This is a genomic window from Dactylosporangium darangshiense (genome assembly GCF_039537565.1).
GTDB lineage: Bacteria > Actinomycetota > Actinomycetes > Mycobacteriales > Micromonosporaceae > Dactylosporangium > Dactylosporangium darangshiense.
In genome coordinates this window covers 38,141-59,849 of the sequence record NZ_BAABAT010000024.1, presented here as the reverse complement: position 1 = coordinate 59,849, position 21,709 = coordinate 38,141, and the positions used below count along the sequence as shown (strand labels likewise).

The following is a 21,709-nucleotide window of genomic DNA, read 5'->3' as shown; positions in this document are numbered from 1 at the left end:
GGTCACCGGTGCGTCGGCTCGACCGATGCCGCCAACCGTGGTCATGGACGACCTGTTCGTGGCGATGCACCAGGCCCTCCGGCCGACTGCTGGGTATGGGTCTGCCACGGACCGCGGACTCCAGCGGTCCCCCGGAGGTCGGTCTGCGAGCGATGTCGGAAGCCGTGTTGCTCAGCCACGTTCATCGCGCGGCAAGCCGTGCCGCGTTGAGGGCGTGGCCACACCGTGAACTGGTTGGAGGTTCGATCGAGCTGGTCACGCCAACGACACTGGTCGTTCGCCGAGGCGAGCGGAATGTGCCAAGGGGTGCCAAGCGACGCAGCGATGGGTATGCAGGGCAGCAGCGAACCGCGACGATGAAGACGGCCGCGCAGCGAGCGGCTGACGAAGAGGGGGCCACGGCACGTGAGGTCTGGGCAGTTCTGGCACGAGGTTCTCGGGCGCAGCACCCTGCCGGCAGAACACGAGCGGCAACTCGCCGACCTCGGCCATGCGGCCAACGTAGCGGCCGGAGCGTTGGTGAAAGCTGCCGCCGATGAGCAACAGGCCGACTACCTGCTCCACGCCGCACAGTACGGGCCGGCCGACCACGTCGGGCCGATCGAGCGGTGCGTCCGTCAGGAGCTGGCCCGGGCCACAGTCGCCCAAGCCGACCGGTTGACCGTGCTCTACACCCGAACCGCATTCAAGTACGCCGTTTATGCCGACGCCCTCGTCGTTGCCCGCACGCGCCCATCCGAAGCCGGCCGGCCAACCCCGGTGACGGTGCCCACGGTCGAACAGTTCCTGCTGGACCCGACCGCGTTTCTCACCGACATTCGCAGCGTCGCATCGGCGAAGGAAGTCCCGGTTGGCGGGTACCTCGCCTTCGCACTCCACACGGACGCTCGCGATGCCACATCGCCAGCGGCACTGCCGGTCGATGAGTACCGCGCTGTGCTGGACGCGGTGGAGCGGTACCGGCAGGTCGGGGAAGCGCTCGACCGCTTCGACGATCACACGTCCGTGCACGTCGAGGACATGCCCGCCGACCCTGAGGCGCCCGGCAACCTGTTCACGGAACCTGGCGCGGTGTACGCGGTCGAACGCCCGACCGATCTCGCCGAGGCGTTGCACGCCTACGCAGCCGGGCTGGTCCACCTGGCCCGCGCGCCCGGCGAGGGCCTACGCGAGGCGCGGACGTCGTCGTGAGCGGAGCGGCCGGTCCGCAGCGGCGTCCGCAGACCCTCCCGCGCCGAGCACGACGTCGTCCTACCGCTACCGGAAGTACGGGTTCGGCGGAAGCCCCAAGTCCTTAACGCGGACCTCCAACGCTTCAGCCAGCAAATGCCGGCTGTACGTGTCCGGGGTGTGCATGTCGCTCTCCCATCGCGAAATCTGGCGCCGATCCACGCCTGATCCGCGGTACCGCACGGCGATGAGCCGCATCCGAGCTGCCAACGTCTGCTGCGAATACCCGCGCAGGCTGCGGTAGTGGAAGATCCGTTGCCCCGGCGTCATGTTCTTGATCTCCTCCGGAGTCGGCAACCGCTCCGGCGGCTCCTGCCCCGTCATGCCACACCACCGAACCGCCGCCGCGACATGTCCAGACGCACACTACGTCCCGATCTTGAGCGGCCTCGAACGCGCCGAAGGTACGACTGCGCCCGTGATGCCTGCTGTTCACCCGCCTTGCCCCGCATTGGTCAGCACCCTCCTGTCGGTGGGTACGAAACACCCCCGTCGACCGCCGATGGATCATCACTACCGCACAACGGCGCAAGCTCGTTCCCCCAAAGCCCGCGCTCGATGTCCGACGGTTCCCCAAACTCGGCGGTGTCTGCGATGCCCCGTACATCGCTTCCGTTGACCTTGTGTAATCGCAGCCCACGACTGGCTGACAGTGATCAGCCGCCCACAAGCCGCACACCTGGGCGAGGTAAACACGGCAGGGCAACCGGTGTCAAGATCAATGCCGAACGATCCCTGTGCCGTGGCGCACGCTCGCCGACAAGTCGTTCCAGAGCGAATTTACGCACTTCACTTGGCCTGCCCACGCATCGACACATCGACACCCCCGCTCAGCAGGCAAGATGCACGGGCAACAGACCTCAACCGCACAAGCCTTTATCGGTAACGATTGCGTACTGGATCATGTCGTATTTCCGACAACAAATCCATGAATCTGCGATCGTTCCAACATATACGATTCTCGGTTCACCCCGGCCGACCCCCAAGCGCGCTGACGCTGCGTAACGATTGCCGGGCAGCATGCTCATTCCGCACGTCGCTGAGCCGGTGGAAATGGGTTTGCTCAACACCGCTCGGCGCTTACTCAAATCTTGCCGGAACGACTGTCGATCGCCACGACTGGTGACAGGTGACAGATTCCGGCGCCGTCCCGGCTTGGCCACCGCGCACGCGCGTGACGCGCGCGCGAGCGATCCACTCGAGGCCGGGCGCGTTCGGAATCGCGCTTCACTGCCCGCCAGGCATGTTCAGTCGGATCATGACAGGCGTTACATTCGCATGCGGTGCATTGACATTCGTGCCGAAAGGCGGTAGTCGCGCGAGAGAACAACCTGGAAATGCGCCAACATCTGTCACCTGTCACTCCGCAACGGGGTGACTGTGCCGGCATCGGCCACTTCGCATGCCGGTCGACGGTTGGCAGTGTTGCCTCTGAGCCACGGGCCAGAGACGCCACCGCAGTCGCGAGTCGAGACGCAGACCGCGGGGCGCCAGGGATGTCGCCCGCGACCCTCCTTCGTGCAGGCGGGCCTAACGGCCGCCGGACGCGTCGTCCAGGTCCTCATCCGCGTCCTCGGCGATCAGCAAACTGATGCCGACGTAGTGCCGTGCGCCGCCAGCGCCGCGGGCCGTGCCGACACCCTGTCGCTGCAGGTCCTGGGTGAGTCGTTTCGCCGAGACCGGCCTGTCTCCGATCTGCTGGCACCACAGCTCATACGCGCGCCGGAGCCGGGTCGTGGCCACGCGCACGAGCGCTTGGTCGGCGGCAAGGTGGCAGCATTCGGCGACGAACCGGGCGACCGTATCCTCGTCGCTGGCGTACGCCGCGGTCGCCGTACGGACCGACTGCGGCTCGGCCAGGCCATGGCGGTGATAGTCGACGGCGCCACGGATGATCCACGCCAACACCGCCGGCGCCTCCTCGGCCAGCCGCTCCCCCAGATGCCGATCCTGCCGGGCCTCCGGCAACGTGTTCATGAACGGCACCAGCCGTACCCGCCGCCAGAATGCCAGGCCGCCGGTACGCACCTCCGGACGGTGGTTGCCGAGCAGCCACAGCGTGTGCGACGGCGCGAAGGTGAACCAGTTCCCACGCATGAAGCGAGCCGAGATCGAGTCCCGACCGGTCAGCTGCTTCACCCGGCTCTCCGAGAACCGCGAGCCCTCGTTGAGCTCCGAACACACAACCAGCCGCGCGCCATGCAGCTGCGCCAGCTCGGCAGGGTGATCGGCGAACTGCCGCTGCATCAACAACTCCGACGATGCCACGATCGCGTATCCCGACCCGCCGAGGCCCATCGCATGCATCGACGCCTCAAGCAGAGTCGACTTACCGTTCGCGCCAGCACCGAGTGCAAACGGCAGCAGTTGCTCGAGGACTGCGCCGATCGCGGAGACTCCCAGCAGCCGCTGCACGTAGTCTCGGAGACCGTTGTCGTCGCCGAATGTGTCACCGAGGAACCGCTCCCAGCGCTCTGCCCGCCGATCGAAGTCCGGCGCGGCAGCTGTGGACCGGGTATGGAGACGAGCCGGGTCCGGCGCCGCCACCTCGCCGGTGCGCAGATCGACGATCCCGCCTGGGGTGTTTAACTCATACGGGCTCGCATCGAGCTGACTGACCTCGACTACCAGCTGCGGATCGGACCGCGCGAGCCGTGCAACGCCCGCAACACCACCCGCTGACAGGGCGCTTTGGCGGAACCGCCGCCACCGGGTTGACGTCGGCAGTTCGCGGGCCAACGCCCTGATCAACTCGCGATGCGAGTCCGCCTCATCCCAAACCCAGCGATGACCGGCCCAGCGCAACCACGCGCCGCGCTGAGGACAGGACCTCAGTTCGCGACCGTGTCTGTGCACAAGAGCCTGCGCAAGGCCATCTTCGGTCGGACCCCAGGCATGAGGTGGGCGCGCTGATCGACCTTCTTCGCTCACCTGCAGCCACCCCGCTCAGGTAGATCAGCAAACACGACACCGACGCCGCGGGCGGCCAGTACCCCGCGAGCACCTCGGAGGCGCGTTCACCGAAACGAACACATGACGGCGCCTTCACCGAGTTCGGTGGTTCGCCATGCGACTTCGCGATTCTCAATGCCGCATTGGAAGGACGAACAGGTGCCACCAGGTGTCGACCAGTGTCAGCAGGGAGCAACACGAACCGATACGTAGGAGCAGCAACGCGCACCTGCGTAGCGTGAGGGCACAACGGTCGCGCACACCGGCACGGGAGGAACGAGCCATGACCGACGAGTTCAGGCTCTACACCTACAAGGAAGCTGCAGCGATTCTTCGGGTTTCAGAGTCCCTGCTTCGAAAGGCCGTAGCCGCCGGCGCGATCTCATGCCGCCGAAGCCCCCAAGGCCGTCTGGTCCGATTCACCGAGGAAGACCTGCGCACTGCGTTCAGACCGGTGGCCGCCACACGCGCCGACCCTGCCACAAGCCGTCGACGAACTCGGCGGAGGCGCGCGCCTTAGCGGCCACACTGACCGCCTCGACCAGCTGCGCAGTGCGGAGTTGCATGGGCGGAGTTGACCACGGCCGCAGAGGTTAGTTGGCCGGGCTCGCCGACACGCCCTCTGGCCTGCGGGGGTACAGAAGTTCAGATTGTCGCGCCCTGGCGCGTGTCTGATAACGGATGCGGATATCCGGGCCAATGGCGTCGCGGCTGCCGTTCCAGCTGCATCGTCTGGGATCTCTGTGTGGACGGGCCGCATCTTGTCGGGGTTCGAGACGCGCTGGCGGTTGGGTCCATCATGGTTGTTGCGGTGGAGGACGGCGTGGTGGCGGGCCGGGTCGGAGCTGGTGTCGCCGGTGCGGGACGTTTGGTCGGTGCCGCTGACGGGGTGAGAGCTGATGCGGCGGTTCGCCACCGCACGTCGAACTCGCCCGCCGCCGTCAAGGATCTGGTGCTGCGACTCGGGGTCCAGGGGCGATCGTGCCGCACACCGTGGAGGCCAGCGTATGGCACGCTGGGCTGGTGAGCGGCTTCCGAGACCGGGTCGTACGGCAGGCAGACACCATCGCTGAGCTCTACCTGGAGGGCGAGCGGCTGGGGCAGCCGGCGACACGGGAACAGAAGGAGTTCATCCAGGGCGTCATCGCAGCCGACTACGACGGGCGGACGGTCGTCGAACTGCTGCAGAACGGCCACGACGCGCATCCCGCGGATCGTCGGGACGGCCGGATCGAGTTCCTGATCGCTGAGGACGAGCACGAGTTCGGAGTGCTCTACGTAGCCAACGGCGGCCAACCGGTGAGTCCCGACGACTTCGACTCAATGTGCCGGATCGCGATGAGCAGCAAGCGTCCTGACCAGGGCATCGGCAACAAGGGTGTCGGCTTCAAGAGCGTGCTGCAGTTGTCGGCCAGCCCGGAGGTCTACAGCCGGTCCGCTCAGGAATCGCCGACGTTCGACGGATTCTGCTTCCGTTTCGCCGGCCCGGCAGATTTCGATGCCCTCGCGGCCCGGGTCGCGCCCGACCGGCCGGACCTGGCCGAGGAGCTGCGCGACAACGTCTCCCCGCTCAAGGTCACGGTCCCGACGAACGAGATTCCGGCGCGCGTGACCGAGTTCGAGCGGGACGGGTTCGCCACGGTGATACGGCTTATCCTGCGCTCCGCGGCAGCGCGGCAGCGGGCCCGGGAGCAACTGGCCGAGCTCTCGTCGTCGGACGTGCCGTTCAACCTCTTCCTGGAGCGGGTCGGGCAAATAGCCGTCCGGAGGCGCACAGCCGACGGCGCCGAGCACACGCACCTGCTCACTCGATCAAGTCGTCCAGTTGCCCGCGCGATCGAGGAGGTGCACGTCGACGGCAGCGCCTACCTGCTCCTGCGCCGCACCATCGCCGAGGCCGCGATGACCCGGATCATTCAGCAGAGCCGGGACGAGGGCGGACTGAACTCCGGCTGGGACCAATGGGAAGGCGACGCCGAGGTGTGCGTCGCGCTCCCACTCGACCGGCCGCTGGAGCGCGGGCGGCTCTACACCTTCCTCCCGATGGGCGAGGCAGCGCCGGCACCGATGCCGGCGTTCGTCAACGCGCCGTTCTTCGCCCAACTCGACCGCCGGAGCCTGTCACCCTCGATTCCCCTGAACGACCTGCTCCTCACCGAGGTAGCCCGGCTCTGCGCCCAGGCCGTCACTTACCCGTCCGGCCTGCCCGACGACGTCGGCCTCGACCTCGTCTGCTGGACGAAGACAGAACTGCCCCGGCTGCGGAAGGCGTTCGACGAGATCGGCGTCGAGCTCGCCGAGCTTCCGCTGGTACCCATGCTCGGCCCGGATCACGGCCGGACCGGCCTGGCCAACGCAAAGCTGTGGTCAGGCCGGGGCACCGTCTTCACCGCCGAAGCGGTGGCCGCTGCCGGGAGCACGCCAATCGTCGACACCGCGGTTCATGCATCGCGAAAGAGCCGGTTGTTGGCGCTGGCCCGGGAGCTCGGCGTCCCGATACAGCCAAGCCTGGCGGAGATCGCCGCGTTCGCTGAGGAAGTCGCGGAGGCGTTGGCGAGCCGACCGGCAGAGCCGGACGTGTGGGCCGAGTTCTACGACGACCTGGAGGCCGAGCGGCTCGACGAAACGGTCCTGCGGGAACGCCGAATCCTTGTTGACGACGAGGGGAAGCTCCTGTCGCCGCGCAGCGACACAAGCGTGTTCGTCAGGACGACCGACGACGACGGGGCCGAGGCGACCGTACCGCCCGCCGCGGTGCGAAAGCGGCTGGCCTTCATGCTCGCCGGCATCCCGTGGTTGACGGCCGAACGACGTAGGCGCCGGGGCCGTGTCTGGCTGGAGTCGCAGAACCTTGTCCGGGACTATAGGACGGACACGGTACTGAGCCTGATCGGCTCGGCCATGCAGGCGATCGATCCAGGGGAGACCGAGACGCTGTGGCAGTGCCTGGAGTTCGCGTTCGAGGTATGGCATCGCGCAACTCGCGACGTAAGCCCCCAGGCGGTCCGCGACGCCCGCCTGTGGGTCCCGACGAGATCGGGCTGGAGGATGGCGAACACCGCAAACTTCGGACCGGGCTGGGGCGGGGCCACCGGCGAGACCGACACCCGCCTCGCCCAGCTGGTCGCCGCGGCGGGGGACGCTTCGGCCGAACTCCGGCGGATCGGCGACGCCACGATCGAGCCCGCCCACCTGGGCGACATCGACCCGGACCCGTGGCGGTCGTTTCTGGAGGCGACCGGCGTCCGCCACGGGCTCAGGCCGAACTGGATCCGATCGAGCACACTGGCGCTGCCGGGCTCCCAGGTCGCCGACCCTACGACCGCGAGCTACCTGATATCGATCCCAGTATCCGGCGACGACCAGCGACGCTGGCGCGAGGTCGCCGCGAGGTGGCCCCGGCGCGGGCCGCTTCATCAGACGGTGTACTACCGGCCGACGACCAACGTCGCGTTTCTCCCCGCCCAGGAGGACTGGTCGAAGTTCGACGCCAGGGCGCGTCGCCTCTACGCGGAGCTGATCCTGCGGGGACTCGACTCCTGGCCGGACTCGGCCCTGGAATTCACCTTCACTCGCGACAGCGACAGCACACGGCCGGCCTGGCCGACCTTTGCGGCGGCGTTCCTGGCGACCACCGACTGGATTCCGCAGACCGCGCCCGGGGACCGCACGCGGCTGAGCTTTGCGCCACCGAACCGCGCCTGGTGGCTCCGCGCGGCGGAGACGCCCGATTATCTGCCGGCGCCGCCGTCGAGCCTGCGAGGGCTGGCAACGCCGCGCGTGCTGACCCGGCTTGCCCGCCTCGGCGTCCGCTTCTGGGACGACCCGGCTACCGCGCGCAGCCGCCTGGACGAGCTCACTGACCTGGTGGCGCGCCACCGCTCGCAGGGTGGCGGCCCGATCCCGCCGAGCGTCCGCAAGGCGTACGAGGAGGCGTGGGAGGACCTCGGCGCGGCGGCCGCGCCCCCGCACCGGATCGTTGTCTCCCGGCTGACCCAGCTGGAGGTGACCGACCTGGACCACGAGGGCGAGCCGGTGTACGTCCGCGACGAGGCCGGCGTCGCCCAAGAGCGGCTTCTCGGCCAAACGCCGGTCGCGATTCTCGCGATCAGAAAGCACCGGCTAGCCACCCAGGTCCACGACCTCCTGCAGCGGTCCGGGCCGCTGCGGCTGGCTCGCACCTCCGCCGTGATCATCGAGGTCACCGCGGACGGACGGCCAGCCGCAGACCTCGCGTACCGGCGCCTCGACGACCTCGCCGGGCGGTGGCTGCACACGCTCGTGCTCGGCGCCGTGGAGTTCCAGCAGGACTCGTTCGTGACGGTCAGCAGCAAGCAACTCGCGCTCGCCGGCCGGCGCCTCGGCCAGTGCGAGATCGCCGCCGCGGAGTCGCTCGTCACCAGTGTCGGCGGTCACCCGGTCGGGGCCGGGGCCGTCCCGCGGTCGTTTCTCATGGAGGCCGACGGCAGGCCCCGCATCGTCGTCGCGGCCGCCGGCACCGATCGCTGGACGCTGCTGCGGGCCGCCTGCGGGTCCCTCGCCGAGCTGGCCGGCTTCCCCCAGGTCGAACGCTCGCTCGAGCTGGCGCTCATCGACCTGCAGCGGATCTGCGCCGACCGGCCGCCCACGACCGCCGACATCGCGCAGGCACTGCGCGTGCCGATCGAGGATCTGCAAGCGCTGGTGCTCGACGCCACGGCCCACCCCTCGGACCACTCCGCGATCGTCGCCGTCCTCGCGGTCGTCGACACCGGCGTCGCCGAGGAACTGCGGGACCGCCGCGAGCCCTTCGACGGGCGCGACGACCTTCGCGCCTGGCTCGCGGAGCGCGGCGTCGATGCCGACACCGTTCTCGCCCTCGCCGACCAAGACGACCTGCACGTCACGATCGAGAAGCTGGGCGTCACCCTCGCTGCAGCGAATGCGGGCTTCCGCGCCGCCGGCGTGCCGCCGCTGCACAACCGCGACGGGCACATCCGGCAGTTCGCGGCCCACCTCCAGCAGCACCGCACCGAGATCCAGGACGAGCTGCGCGACCGGTACCTCACCGTGGCCGAACGCGGCGAGCCGCTGACCGAATACCTGCGGCTACGCGACCTCCCCGGCCTCGGCCCCGACCCGGAATGGCTGGATCGCTACTGGGATCTTCCCGAGCCAGTCCTCCGCGCACGGGTCGCGGAGTGGCTCGGCCGGGTCTGCCCGGCGCCCTCGCCGACGGCGGTACGGCTGGCGTCCGTTAAGGAGCTCAGGGAGGCCGGCCATCGCACCGCCATACGCGCGACGGCTGCCGCCCGGATCATGGTGGAGGCGTGGTTGCACCGCTCCGCGACGAGCAGCACGCGTCGACCCGGCGCGCCCGAGGCGGTCGCCGCCGCGATGGCCGCGGACGGCAGCATGGACTTTCGCCGGCTCACCCAGAACCACGTCATCGGCTGGCTGTACGCCCATCATGAGTGGCCGGAGTCGATGCCGCAGGAGACCGCGCTCCTGGAGCTTTCCAAGCAGGACCTCGCGAAGGCAGAGGAACGCCTGACCCAAGCCACCGAACAGCAGCATCGGACCTCGGTGGCCACGACCTACGGCACGAAGAAGTTCGGTCACGACGCGGTGGAGACCCAGGCATTCATCGACGCTGTTCGCGCGGGCGTGCCGGCCGAGGTCCTGGCGACGCCGCCGCGGCCCGTCGCGCTGCCGGCCACGCCGCCTCGCGACCCGGCCCTGCTCCGCGCGCCCGGCAGCGGAGGGGGATGGCGAGCCATCACGGTGCCACCGGAGGTGACCGCAAGAGTCGGCCTCGCCGGCGAGTTGTTGGTCGGCGAGTGGATCCAGCATCAGTTCGGCTACCCACCCGAGACCACCTGGAAATCTGCCTACCGCCAGACGCGGTTCCCGGAGGACGGCGACGACCGCCTCGGCTACGACTTCCTGGTCAACTCGCCGGAAAAGCGCATCCTCATCGAGGTCAAGGCGACGACCGATGCCACGCTCCAGATCGCCCTCGGCGAGTCCGAGGTCCGAAAGGCACAGGCCCTCGCCGCCGACGAGGAGTACCTGATCGCCTTCGTCACACACGCCCTCGATCCGGCGCGACGCCGCCTCCACATCCTGCCGAATCCGCTGGCCGCCGGCGGCTTCGAGTTCTACCGCGTGGCCGGCCACAGCATGCGCCTGCAGTTTCAGCTGCCCACCCCTTGAGTCGCAGGCGGGTTAGCTTAGAAGGCGAGTCCTCTTCTGACGCCGATGCATTAGGGCCGTCCACGAACGGGACACGCGGAGTGGCCGGTGTCGACAACGAGTTACCGGCCCGAAGCAGCGCGCCGGGTCCGGAGCGGGCACGGCGCGTACAAGCGTGGGCGCAGAGGGTGGGGCGGCAGGCCGGCCAGCCCGGCAGACACGCCGGGACCGCCGGCCAGCGAGCGGATTTTCCATAGCAGCACGGCATGGTGACCGCGGCTTGGAGGCGACTCTCGGCCGGATCGCCTCCCCCACCGCCGCTCGTCCACCAAGCACGACGGCCTATCACGCTGGCCGCGAACCCACTCGACCGAACAAGAACCGGAACCTTTGCATGCCGGAGAGGATCCGCTTGAATGTCGATCGATCTTAGCTTGATGGCCCGTTGATGTGGCCGCGATCCGAGACCGAAGGGGGCCACCGACTAGCCGCGACCGGGCGCCGGCCCGGGTCTTCTACCAATTGACCGCGGAAGGGGTTCCCGTGCGGGTCGACCTTGAGCTTGCGGCACTGTAACGAGCAGCTGCGGACGCCAACAGGAGCTCAGCGCATGTTCGCCTGCTCGTCGATATCCCAAACTGCTTGGCTGACTCTGCGCTCCAACTCTTCGAAGGCGTCCTCGAGAGCTGCGAGTTCGGCGAACAGTGCGTGCTTGTCCGTCATCTCCTCCATCGCGGTCGCCCGCTCGATCCAGGAGGTGACGTCGGCCATCGTCAGCGGGTAGTCGCGGCGACGAAAGGCGGCATCGTCGAATATGGCCTCGACGTCGCCGTCTTCGATCTGCATCCATCGAATCGCATCGCCAGGGCGCGGGTTATTGGGACTGTTCTCCTCGATGTAGCGAAGGCCGGACTCGAGTTCGTCAAGACGTTCGAGGAGGTGCGCGACGAGCGCAGCGCGCACCGCCGCAAGATCGAGGCCCACCTCCTCCCGGAGCTGCCGCGCCGCCCGGTGGGGAAGCTCGAACGGGTCGTCGTAGCCGCCAGAACCATCCTGGAAGCGCGCCAACTCAGGACCGAACGACCGGCCAACGATCATCGAACCCGGGTTGTAGTGGTCCAGGACCGTGCACGCGACATCGAAGTAGATCAGGACCGCTGGCCGGATCACCTCGACGCGATGCCGGTCGCGGTGGTACGTCTCGTTCCGATAGTCGTGTAGTTTCTTCAGCGCTGGCGCGACATCAATCGGCAGCAGTTGCCGCTCGACCAAGAAGTCGATCTTGTCGTCGAAGATGCGGTCGATTCTCCTCCGCCTGGTCTTCGACGTCACCCTCGGTTCAAACCGCCGGATCTCGGCGGCGATCTGGTCACGGCTCGGCCCGTTGGTCGCAAACCGCCGCTGCATCGGGTTGTCGCTGTGCTGCCACGCTTCGTAGCGGCGAAGGTTCTCGAGTTGGTCGAAATCGAAGCGCTCATGACGGAACTCCGCTTCGACCATCCGGACCATGATCAGTTCGACGGCGCTGTCGAGCAGGATGAGGGCCAGCCGCAGCTGAGGAACCCGTCCGACTGTGATGAGGCGCTTGACCTCCTCAAACTGCACGATCACCAGTTCCAGGCGCTGCATCGCGACCCGATCCTCCCCGTAACCCCGCTCGACGGTCGACGCCGACTTCTCACGGTAGTGACCCGCAGGGTCGCCGGCACTGGAGTTTTCTTGGCTTATGCCGACGCGATCCGCGATCGAGCGGAGCAACGATGGACTACGCAGCGGGCCGATTGCGCGGCTGTTCGAAGATCCACCGCACGGTCGGCGCGGTCGCCGGGTCCGGGTCGTACCGCTGCAGCCTCCTGCCCCATTTGGCGTGCATCGGGTTCGGATGCGGCCCGGCGTCAACCAGCCGATACCCGTACAACGGCCGGCCGCCGAGGAACCGTCCCTCGTCGCGAGCCTGGGCCCGCATAGCCTGCAACGCCCGCCACCGCGCCCGCAGCACCTCCCGCTTGGACTGCGCGCCCAGCAGCATCACCAACGCGCGATGCGATGCGTCTTCAATGTCGAACGGGCCGTGCGCCTCTGGCAACCACAGCTGCACCCCACGCACCTCGAACTGCGGCAGCAGCGTCAACAGTTGCGTGCCGCAGAACGCCCGGTCGTACTCCCCCACCACCGCATCGAAACCACGGTCCGAGTCAGCGAACCGCTCCAGCAACGCCGCCGCCTGCGGCCGGTCCGGCCACGCCAGCCGCCGGCTCCGCGACGTGTCAAAATACTCGACCACGACACGACCATGACCGGCGATCAACTTCTCGGCCGCGTCCCGCTGCCACCGCCGCGACGACTCCCGCTCCTGGAAGTCCGCGGTCGACACCCGCCCAGCCGCAGGCCGCCCAACTCATCCGGCGGCCGCCGACGCAAACGTGCTGCAGGGCGCGTCTGGCTCGTCCATTGCGTCAGCAGATCGTCACGCTCGTGACCCGAATCGATCGACACCTCGCAATCCGAACCACGCCAGCAGGAGCCGCAATACAACCCATTGACCACCTCGTCGCTGCAGGCCGGCCGCGCGCTATGTGCGACAGCGCGGCGCCCGAGTCACCCAACGACGCCGCGCTCGACGAGCCCGCCCACCTGCTACTGGCACTCCCGGTCGCCGGCGACGACCTCCCGCCGGACGACGCCGCCGAGCGCGCAAGGCGCGCCCGTTCCGCGGCCGCCGCGTCAGGACCGGCCTGGTCGCGTCCTCGGGCAGCCCACAGGCGTCGCGCACGTGCCGGCCGAGGTGGTCCTGGTCGAGCTGAACAGTGGTCCGCGAGCCACGCCGGGATCGTGCGCGGATCCCGCACACGGCGGCCGAAGTCGTTCATGGTGGTAGCTCCCGCCCAACCGCTGGCATGCGGGCGACCGCGTCATTGCGCTACGCAGGGGGCGGGCGATTGCTGAGGCGGTTGAGCCGCAGCAGCCGGGCGAGTCGGGCTCGTTGATCTTCCGTCATCGGCTGGGCTTCGGCGGCCAGGGCTTGGATCTCGGCTTCGGTGGCGAGGGAGAGCAGCAGCCGGGCCATCGGCAGCGTGCCGCCGGCCTGGGGGTGGCCTGGAGTCTCGCGGTACGGGTTGTCCGCGCCCCGGCCGGTCGGCGCCACAGGGCTGTCCTGCGGACGGTAACGTCCGCGGTCGGCGTGGCGGTCCAGCCGTTGGTCATCGCTGCGCCGAACCACAGTCCTCCTTGCAGCGTGCCTGCGTCTCGACTGCCGGCCGATCCGGTCGGATCGGTGCGGTTGGGGCATCGGATTGACTAACGGGTGGGGCTAGCTGCCGATACGGCCAGGGAAGGACTTGCCTCCAGCTGTTGGAGAGCAGCGACCGCTCAGTCGGCCACCGTCGTCATCCGCAAGCGCGACAGCGGCGTCATCGGCACATGACCCACCCGCACGACCCTGCTACGGGGTGTCCACGGCCGGCGCTTGTGCCGGTGTGGTCTGGGTGGTGTCCAGCAGGCACCAGCCGAGCTCGAGCAGGGACGGTACGCAGGCGTCGACGATGCGGTAGAAGATGCTGTTCCCCGCCCGGCGCGTGGCCAGGATGCGCTGATCGACCAAGCGCTGCAGCTGCTGCACGAGCACCCGAAGCGCACCGACCCGGCCGCGCGATACGCGCTGTACACCCTCCTGCAGCGAACCGGGCGGCCCGACGAGGTCGCGCCGCTGCGTCCCCGCGACGGCTGGCCGCAGGAGCGGGAGCGCCGGCCAGCCGACCTGGTCAATACACCAAGCGGGTTTACGAGCGAGCAGGAGCGGCGGGGGCCAACCCGCCCGACGTCATCTGGGCCGCGGACTCCGGGTGCGGCCGAACGGCGACGGCTCCGGCAGGGTTAGGGTTGAGCCGCTGCGGGTCGTGCGCGTTGCGCACCGGGTCGACGGAGATGAACCGGCCCTGGGCGACGTCGTAATACCGGGCCCCGACCTGCTCGAGCCCGGTGGCGTCGTTCGTGCCGCCGACGAAGCCCGCGTCGCCGGTCCACCCGGTGACCGACGAGCCGCGCGGCTCGCCGAACGGTTTCTGCCGGCGGGTCTCCGCCTGCTGGGTGGTCGCCGAGACCTGGACCTGCGCGATGTCCTGCTCGTCGGCGCCGATCCGGGTCAGGCCGGCCCGGGTCCGCACGGTGACCAGGCCCGTGCCCGGCGCTGTGTAGTACCGGGTGCCGGTGACCACGTTGGTGGCCTTGTCCAGCCGCAGCTCGAACACGCCGGCGATGGAGTCCCAAGCGCTCACGCCTGCGGGTCAGGGACGCGGCCGACAAAACGGCTTGGAGGTGCCAGAACGATCCGCATAACGTTCTCACCATGCCGTCCGACGAGGTGCCGTCGACACCTCCCCCACTGACAGATTCAGCCAGGTTTGAGCGATGGTCTGCGCTGACGGTCCTGGACGCTGCGAGCGTGTCTCCTACTGCCGCCCATCGTCAGGCAGTGCTTGCTCCGATCGTCGCGCTGCTTCACCGCCAGCAGGTCGACGGTACGGTGAACGCCCTTGCGAGCGACCTTCGCGAGCTCATGGCAGAGGGAGCCGAGATGGCTTCCCCAGCGATGGTGGGTGACAGATTCGAGCCTCTGGATGTCCGTCTTGGGGTCCGCGCCAGGTTTGGGCAGGAGCTGTTCCGGCTTGCGCCTGGAGGTTGGGAGCGGCCGCTGTCCATCGTCGAGGACGCGAAGCTGCTCGCTCGAGCCCTGGACCCGGTGATCGAGCGACGGCTGGGGTTCGGCCTGGCGGATCTTACGGAGCTCGTGCTTCGCCATATGGATAGGTGCCTGGAGCGGCTGTCCGGGTGCTGGCCGGCGAAGGATGAGCGGCTGGCGCCCGTGTGGGAGCGAGATGCTGTCGTCAGCGACGAGGAGGTAGCAGCTGCCGCCGCGAATCTTGACATCGCGTCGACGGCGTTGAGTTGTCACGCCCCGGACCGGGCGCAGCGCGCGTTGCAGTGGGCCAGTTGCGCACCGGACAGCTTGGAGGTAGCCGTCGATGGACAGTCCGCGACGTTCGGTCCTGTCATTGCAGTGCGGCATGGCGAGGAGTTCCGCGCGCTCCCTGTCGGGTTCTTCGTCGACGGGCTTTACGCGGCGATGCATGTCCTTCAGGCGATTGGTGTTGAGGAATCGGACGTGCGGGAGCGCTGGGTCAAGGTTGCACGCGACCGGGTGTTGACGTTGATCTCTGGTCCGGGCGCGCTTGTGGCCGTCGGCGCTGACGCCGGTTGCGGTCCGGTCATCGCGCTGCAGCAGATCCGGGACGGTCTGGTACTCGCCGTCGACGTCATCGTGGCAGACATCGATGGGCAAGGGTTGACGGATGTTGAGGATCGGCTTCGCGCGTTCGTTCCCGGCGCGACGGTCCGCACCTCGCGGGGTGAGATGACGCTGGCCGAGGATGAGGAGGTCGTCAGGCTGGCCGTGGTAGCCGGACCTGAGCAGCTGATGATCTTCCGTGGCGATGAGACTGTTCCGGTTCACGTGATGCTCGCCGAGGATCTGCGCTGGATCCTGGCTCGGGCTGACCGTTCAGATGAGCTAGCCGTCTTCCTGCTCGACTGCCAGACGCCGACTTCGGAGCGGCAGTTCTCATTTGGCACGTTCGACTTGTGGGAGACGTGGCACGGCAACGATGGCGCGTTCCACCGCCTCGGCGCGCCGTTGACGATGTTGCTGTTCGAGCCGCATCACGAGCGGGCCGAATGGTTCCTTCACGCTGAGCTCGGCTGGCTGGAGGATGCCTTGGCGCGCCTTGAGCTTCCCGGCCTCGCATCTTGGCCCAAGAGTGCCCCGGACCGCGGCGGAGCGTACGCTGCGGCCCTCACTGACCGGTTCCGCAACGAGGCGGTTGACGTCGCCCAACTCGGGGACGGCACCGTGATCGGTGTCAGGTACCGCATCGATGTCGACGGTCATGTCCGGCCGGCGAACATCGCCCACGCGATCCTGTGGAAGCTTCGGCACGTCGGTGGTGCAGCCTCAGCGCTCGCCGTCGGTGCTGGTTCACGGCGCGTGCAGATCCGGGTGGTCGGCCCTCTCGACCTCAAGGGCGACTCCCTGCGGATTGTCCGGAGCTCCGACGACGACGGCTACATCGTCGGGTTCTCCGAGGATTTCGGAGAGGAGCTGCTGGCCGACGCGTCAGCAGCGGAACGCCACGTTGCGGTGTTGTTCTCCGCCGGTCTGCCCGATCCGCTGGCCCGTGACTTCGTGAGCGCGTGGGTCGCTGCGCCGCCAGGTATCGCGGTCGATGTGGCGGCACCTCCGCAGCACGCCCGGATGCTCGGCTCGTTTCAGCCGCCGCACGGCACCTTCCGCGCCCAGGCCGAGCGCGCTGCGGCTACGCGACTGCTGACGCTCGGTATCCGGCCCGGCACTCGCCAGGGAACCGACGCCCGAGATTTGGAGAGCCAGCAAATCTATCCGGTGTTGCTCGGCCTGCTCCTCGAAGCGACGGCGCGATTCGACGGGCCGTCGCTCGTCGGCGCGATCTTGGAGGATCTCGAGCGAGTGCACCTCGGCCGCTGGCGCGACGAGGGTCATCAGGGCCGGCTCGCCGCTCTCGCGACGCCCGATGTCGACAACACGGACAGCCTCACGGAGGCCCGGCAGAAGATCACGACTGCCACGCGAGCACTCACCCTTGCTGTCGAGGAAGTTCTTCGCGACCTGCCGCAGGGTGCGGATGTTCCGCGCTTCCTGGATTTACAACGGATCTATGGCGTCGCTTACCTGCTCTTCGAGTCGGGCATGCGGAGCGAGACAATCCACCAGCGGGTGTCTGGCGCCGAGTTGGAGATCACGGACGGGTACGAGATCATCGTTCGGCCGGCCGACCTGGATTTGGACGTGGCGGCGTTCAACCGGGCGCTCACGGCGGCCACACCACCTCAGAGGCTGATGGTGTCCGAGCCGGAAGAGTCTCCCGATGACGCGTCCCCACACACTGTCGAACGTGCCTGGCCAGAGATCGACGGCGTCGACTCAGCGCTGCGGACATCGCTCGGCTTCGGAGTCCATACGCTGTTGTGTGTGCTGGACACGGTTGCCTCGTGGCCTGTCGACGACGGCGAGCCGGTGGTGTTTGTTCCGTCGGCGGTGCTTGTGACGGAGGCGGCCGAACAGACTGACGGCGACCTGCTGGAGTTGACGCTCGCGGTGGAGTGGCTCACGCTGCGACCGGCAGCGCTGAAGGGCGAGATGCTCGAGCATTGGGAACTCGACCGCCGCGCGGTGCGGCTCGCAAGCCGACCGTTGGTCGGCGTGGGAGACGACGGCGTGTTCCTCTGTCCTTGGGCGGCATCAATGAGTCGTCGGATCATGCTCGGGCATCTCTCTGACGGCCGGCTCCCGTGGCCCCAGTCGGCGCTGCCCGGTGCCGTCAACAAGGAGCTACAGACGTTCCGTCATCGCCGGAACGTCGCACTGGAACGTGAGATCATCACGACACTGTCGCAACGAACCCACTTGAAGGTCCTCGGCAACATCAAGAAGGCGAAGGTCCTCGGGCTGCCCACTCTGCCGAGAGAGCTTGACGGAATCTGCATCGACCCTGTCCGGGGACGGATCTGGGTTCTCGAAGCCAAGGATCGGTCTGTCGCATTCTCCCCGCACCAGCTGCGCACAGCGATCGACGAGTTCCACGAGACCGGCGGCTACATCGACAAGCTTCTCGCAAACGTCGATCTGATCCGCACCTCGGCATCCACCGTTGCCAGAGCGATGCGGGTCGAAAACCCTGACAGGGTCTGGAGTGTGCAAGGACTGATCGTCACGCGAAGGGTCGAGCCCGCAGCGTACGCGGGGATGCCCCGCGTGCTGTTCTGCACAGCCGACACCATCATCGACACCGTTGACACCAACATCGTCCCCGCTGTCGCGTACCAAGCACTCCTGCAGACTTCCGGCCGCGGAAATCCGCCACAACCAGTCTGACGTAGTCAGTCGCAGCTCGTTGCCCTGTCAGCGTTGCGGCTTGCCAGCAGCCACAACGTCCTTTATCGCCTGCCGTACGTCAGCACTTGAGTCATCTGCTAGGCACCCTTCGAGCTCATCCCGGAGCTCCTGGGCATCTGCTCCGAGCTTCTTCAGGCCGCGGGCTAGATGATGCCGGACATCAGTCTCGGAATCACGTGCCAGTCGCCGTCCGATCTCCGGGTTGGATGGATCGCATAGCCAGAGCGCGGCGGCTGCTTCGCGAACATCGGGATCACGGTGTTCGACAAGCATCTCCAGCGTGCCCGGCGCCTCTCCGTTGCCGAGGTCGACGATCGCCCACGCGGCCGTCCCGGCCCTGCTGTCGCTGAGAAGCCATTCGTGGGCGACGCGCAGGACTTCCCCGATGTGCGCATGTTCGATCGCCACTTTCGCTGCGGTGCGTAGTACCGCCAGCGACAGCGACCCTCGGACCAACGGCACGTCCACGTCCCTCGGGGACAACCCGTTGACCAATGGCCAGATGCCGTTAAAGAGACTGTCCCGCTGACCGGCAGACAGCTTGGGTGCGAGGTGACCGAGGGCAAGGATTGCTTGCGTTCGGTCGAACTCGCTGGTCAGTCCGTCGCACGCGATGTTGACGAGCTGTCGCGCCAGGTCGGCAACTTCCGCGACTGGCAGGAGCCTGCCGAACACACCAGCCGGTTGATGGGAGGGCCCGCTGACCTCGTACTGCGCACGCGCCACCTGAGTCGCGGTATCAAGAACTGCCCGGGCACGAGCGCGCGCACCACGGAGCACCTTGGGATGCGGGACACCAAGGTACATCAGCAGCTTGACTGCCGTGCACTCGTCGGATTCAGATCGATTGGCGATATCTTCAAGGTCGCCGACAAGCAGCCACAATGCAGGCCCAGCGAGGTGAATGTCCTCTGCGACGTACGCGGGAAAGCGTTCGATGGCATACAGCACAACACGACGTGGCATGGACAGGTCGGGCCACGCACGCAGCATGCGGGCAGCGACCCCGACGGCCGAACGCATAGTGCTCTGCCGCACATCGAGGTTGAGGTACGGATCGATCATCTCCTCAACCAACGCCGCGTCGTCCGGCGCTAACTGGAGTGCGACCGCTTCGAGCGCGTGCATTGCACGATCACGGATTTCGTTGTCGTTCCAGCCGACGATCGGACGAGCTCGAAGGCAATCCCGGATCCAGGGCAGGAACTTGACCACCTGCTCGCGGGTGAGGACATCGCCAACAGTGCGGAACGCCGTGAGTGATGCCTTCGTCGACCATGGAGCGATTGGCGCGCCCGCGAGGGCATCGAGCGTTTCCGCACCGAGCGACTTTGCGGCTGCCACAGCCACACTGTCGTCGCCCGCCCGAAGCGCGTGCCAGACCGCACGCAATGGATCAGCCTCCCGCTGATAGTGCTCGGCAAGCAAACGGTGGGCTTCCAGCTCTCCGGCGAGGTCAGCTCGGATGATCGACTCATGCAGGAGCCTTCGGAGCAGCCGTCCGACCGAACTCGCGTGCGACCCAGTCCCGCCGCCCAGCCGACCCGGTCGGCTGAGTTCTCGCAGGGCGCTGATCTCAGCTTGTGAGTCGGTGAAGAGCGCGCGCCCGCGGGGAACAACGGCTTGTGCACGACGTCCGTACTCGATCCCGTCCAAGCTGCCCGACTCGCGGTACAAGCTGTCGATGCTGCGAACAGCCCAGAGATAATCTCCCGCATCCTCGCGGGAGCTGCTGCTATTGGCAGATTGGATCGCCTCCAACCATGCCCGATGGGCATCGTTCGGCTTCGCGTGCCAGCTGTGCCATCTCGCGCGCCGGGCATGTACCACGCTGACGAGACGTTGCGGGATCACGCCGTAGCGGGCTTGCGACTCGAGGACATCGTGATCGGCGTACGCATCAGCAATCGCTGTCCGGAGGCGCACGTCGTCGTCTTCCTCTGCTGCTGTGCGCCCTGCTGGCAGCCCGACGACGAACTGACGTAACCCGGGATGGCCGGCAAGAACATCGGGGCTTTCGGACACCAGCGCCATCTCGGCGACGCGGCGCATAGCCGCAACAGCCCCTTCGTGCCGCATCCCGCCCGCCTCGACGAAACCGCTCGTTGCCTCGAGCAGCGCGGTGAGCTCGGAGACCGACCCGTCACGGGCGGCCTCAACGCTGAGCAGCGCCGAAGCCCGCTGAATCTGCGGATGCATCTCCGGCCACGAGGTTGCCGGCGGATCGGGAACAGGATCGCTTGCAAGCCGAGGCGTTGCCGGTGGAAACGCGCCCGCGGTCATCGCCGACCGAAGATCCAGCAGCCTTCGGTAATCAGGGAACGACAGCAGAGAACCTGCTCGATCGACGTGTGCTTCGAGGTCGCTGATGATCTCTCGATAGGCCTCCTCCAGCCGGCCCGCAGCGATCAGCGCGGTCCGGCGTTCGGCCCGTATATCCGCGGCGTGGACTCGGTAGCCTTTGGCCTCGATCTTGTCGGCGATCTCGCCGAGCAGTGCCGCCGCACGACCCGGATCAGTGCCCCGCATCTTCATGGCGTCCTCGAGATCGCCCATCAGATAGCTCGCGGCCAACGGCCCCCTCAGGAGCCCGTCAGTGTCAGCGGCACCCTCGAATGTCGGCGCTTGCGCAAATGCCCCGTATACGGCGTCGGTCGTCGCTTCCCCGAACCAGCGCAGCACAAGCAGACGGTTGACCATCAGTTCAGTGGTGAAACTCCTCTGATCGCGCAGATCGATGCGTTTGCCGGCATACTCCGTCCGAAGTTTCCGGAGCTCGTCGTCGAGTGCAACATCATCGACACTGTCGGCCCAGCACAGCTGGAACGAGGTTGCAGCGTGCGGCTGCTCCCCGTCGAAGTAGTCCTTGACGGCTTTGCGGAGCATCGCAGGGGTCAGCTCCTGCCTACGGCAGCGCATCTGATAGACGGCGCTCGTGTTGTCCCGGCGCGTGCCGTAGACATCGAGTCCATGCTGCGCCTGCCCCGAACGACCGTAGATCCGCGCCCCGGTCAACCCGTCAAGATGCGCGACGGCCTCAAGGCCAAAACTCTCGAAGTGTCCGCCTCCGAGCTCAAGCAAGGGCAACAAACGACTTGATTGACCGACAGGAGGGTCAGGAAATCTCGACAAGGGTGGCAGAAGCCGACTAGCCGAGAGTTCCTGCACGTCAGTCAGGCCAAGGTCAGGGCCGTACTCGTCAAGCACCACACGGAGTTTACGACCCTCGGAAGCTCGAAGCAGGTCGACACGGGCTTCGCGACCGCCGGCGATGCTCCCGCCGCAGGCAGGTTACAGAACGGCGACACACCTTGCAGCGAGCTACTCATGCAGCGATTGAAACGCCAGGTTGGCCCAGCTACGATCGCT

At 67.5% G+C, this 21,709-nt stretch carries 12 protein-coding genes; 4 read left to right on the top strand and 8 right to left on the bottom strand.

The features are described from left to right. The first annotated feature begins 405 nt into the window (after nucleotides 1-405). A complete protein-coding gene (locus tag ABD901_RS34600; protein ID WP_345133408.1) occupies nucleotides 406-1,191 on the top strand; it encodes a hypothetical protein in 786 nt (261 codons plus the stop codon). Nucleotides 1,192-1,257: 66 nt separating this feature from the next. Here ABD901_RS34600 and ABD901_RS34595 read toward each other — a convergent pair whose 3' ends face one another. Together ABD901_RS34595 and ABD901_RS34590 are read right to left on the bottom strand one after the other, a co-directional pair. Further along, nucleotides 1,258-1,554, bottom strand: coding sequence for a helix-turn-helix transcriptional regulator (locus tag ABD901_RS34595; RefSeq protein ID WP_345133406.1), 297 nt, complete (start codon nucleotides 1,552-1,554; stop codon nucleotides 1,258-1,260). Between the two features lie 1,206 nt (nucleotides 1,555-2,760). After that, entirely contained in the window at nucleotides 2,761-4,086 is a 1,326-nt protein-coding gene (locus ABD901_RS34590) for a DNA primase family protein (RefSeq protein WP_345133404.1), read from the bottom strand. Nucleotides 4,087-4,297: 211 nt separating this feature from the next. Here ABD901_RS34590 and ABD901_RS59195 point away from each other — a divergent pair, with 211 nt between their 5' ends. Together ABD901_RS59195 and ABD901_RS34585 are read left to right on the top strand one after the other, a co-directional pair. Then, nucleotides 4,298-4,702 (top strand): helix-turn-helix domain-containing protein, encoded by a 405-nt coding sequence (locus ABD901_RS59195; protein ID WP_380132430.1) that lies wholly within the window; start codon nucleotides 4,298-4,300, stop codon nucleotides 4,700-4,702. Nucleotides 4,703-5,205: 503 nt separating this feature from the next. After that, entirely contained in the window at nucleotides 5,206-10,377 is a 5,172-nt protein-coding gene (locus ABD901_RS34585) for a sacsin N-terminal ATP-binding-like domain-containing protein (RefSeq protein ID WP_345133402.1), read from the top strand. A 582-nt stretch (nucleotides 10,378-10,959) separates the two neighbouring features. Here the strand turns inward: ABD901_RS34585 and ABD901_RS34580 are convergent. The 5 genes from ABD901_RS34580 to ABD901_RS34560 form a co-directional block, all read right to left on the bottom strand. Then, complete coding sequence (locus ABD901_RS34580; RefSeq protein WP_345133400.1) at nucleotides 10,960-12,114, bottom strand: hypothetical protein; 1,155 nt, start codon at nucleotides 12,112-12,114, stop codon at nucleotides 10,960-10,962. A gap of 7 nt (nucleotides 12,115-12,121) precedes the next feature. Then, nucleotides 12,122-12,730, bottom strand: coding sequence for a recombinase family protein (locus ABD901_RS34575; protein ID WP_380132421.1), 609 nt, complete (start codon nucleotides 12,728-12,730; stop codon nucleotides 12,122-12,124). Between the two features lie 546 nt (nucleotides 12,731-13,276). Then, on the bottom strand, nucleotides 13,277-13,501 hold the full coding sequence (locus tag ABD901_RS34570) for a hypothetical protein (RefSeq protein ID WP_345133397.1): 225 nt from the start codon (nucleotides 13,499-13,501) through the stop codon (nucleotides 13,277-13,279). A gap of 297 nt (nucleotides 13,502-13,798) precedes the next feature. After that, on the bottom strand, nucleotides 13,799-13,981 hold the full coding sequence (locus ABD901_RS34565; RefSeq protein ID WP_345133396.1) for a hypothetical protein: 183 nt from the start codon (nucleotides 13,979-13,981) through the stop codon (nucleotides 13,799-13,801). A 154-nt stretch (nucleotides 13,982-14,135) separates the two neighbouring features. Next, nucleotides 14,136-14,630 (bottom strand): RHS repeat-associated core domain-containing protein, encoded by a 495-nt coding sequence (locus ABD901_RS34560; RefSeq protein WP_345133394.1) that lies wholly within the window; start codon nucleotides 14,628-14,630, stop codon nucleotides 14,136-14,138. A gap of 197 nt (nucleotides 14,631-14,827) precedes the next feature. On the opposite strand from ABD901_RS34560, the gene ABD901_RS34555 reads away from it, so the two are divergent. After that, a complete protein-coding gene (locus ABD901_RS34555) occupies nucleotides 14,828-18,319 on the top strand; it encodes a hypothetical protein (protein WP_345133393.1) in 3,492 nt (1,163 codons plus the stop codon). A 27-nt stretch (nucleotides 18,320-18,346) separates the two neighbouring features. Here ABD901_RS34555 and ABD901_RS34550 read toward each other — a convergent pair whose 3' ends face one another. After that, a complete protein-coding gene (locus ABD901_RS34550) occupies nucleotides 18,347-21,547 on the bottom strand; it encodes a HEAT repeat domain-containing protein (protein WP_345133391.1) in 3,201 nt (1,066 codons plus the stop codon). Between the last annotated feature and the right edge of the window lie 162 nt (nucleotides 21,548-21,709).

Bases quoted from the DNA above. Each gene is read 5' to 3' on its own strand.
- ABD901_RS34595 (WP_345133406.1), bottom strand. From the start codon at position 1,554: ATGACGGGGCAGGAGCCGCCGGAGCGGTTGCCGACTCCGGAGGAGATC.
- ABD901_RS59195 (WP_380132430.1), top strand. From the start codon at position 4,298: ATGCGACTTCGCGATTCTCAATGCCGCATTGGAAGGACGAACAGGTGC.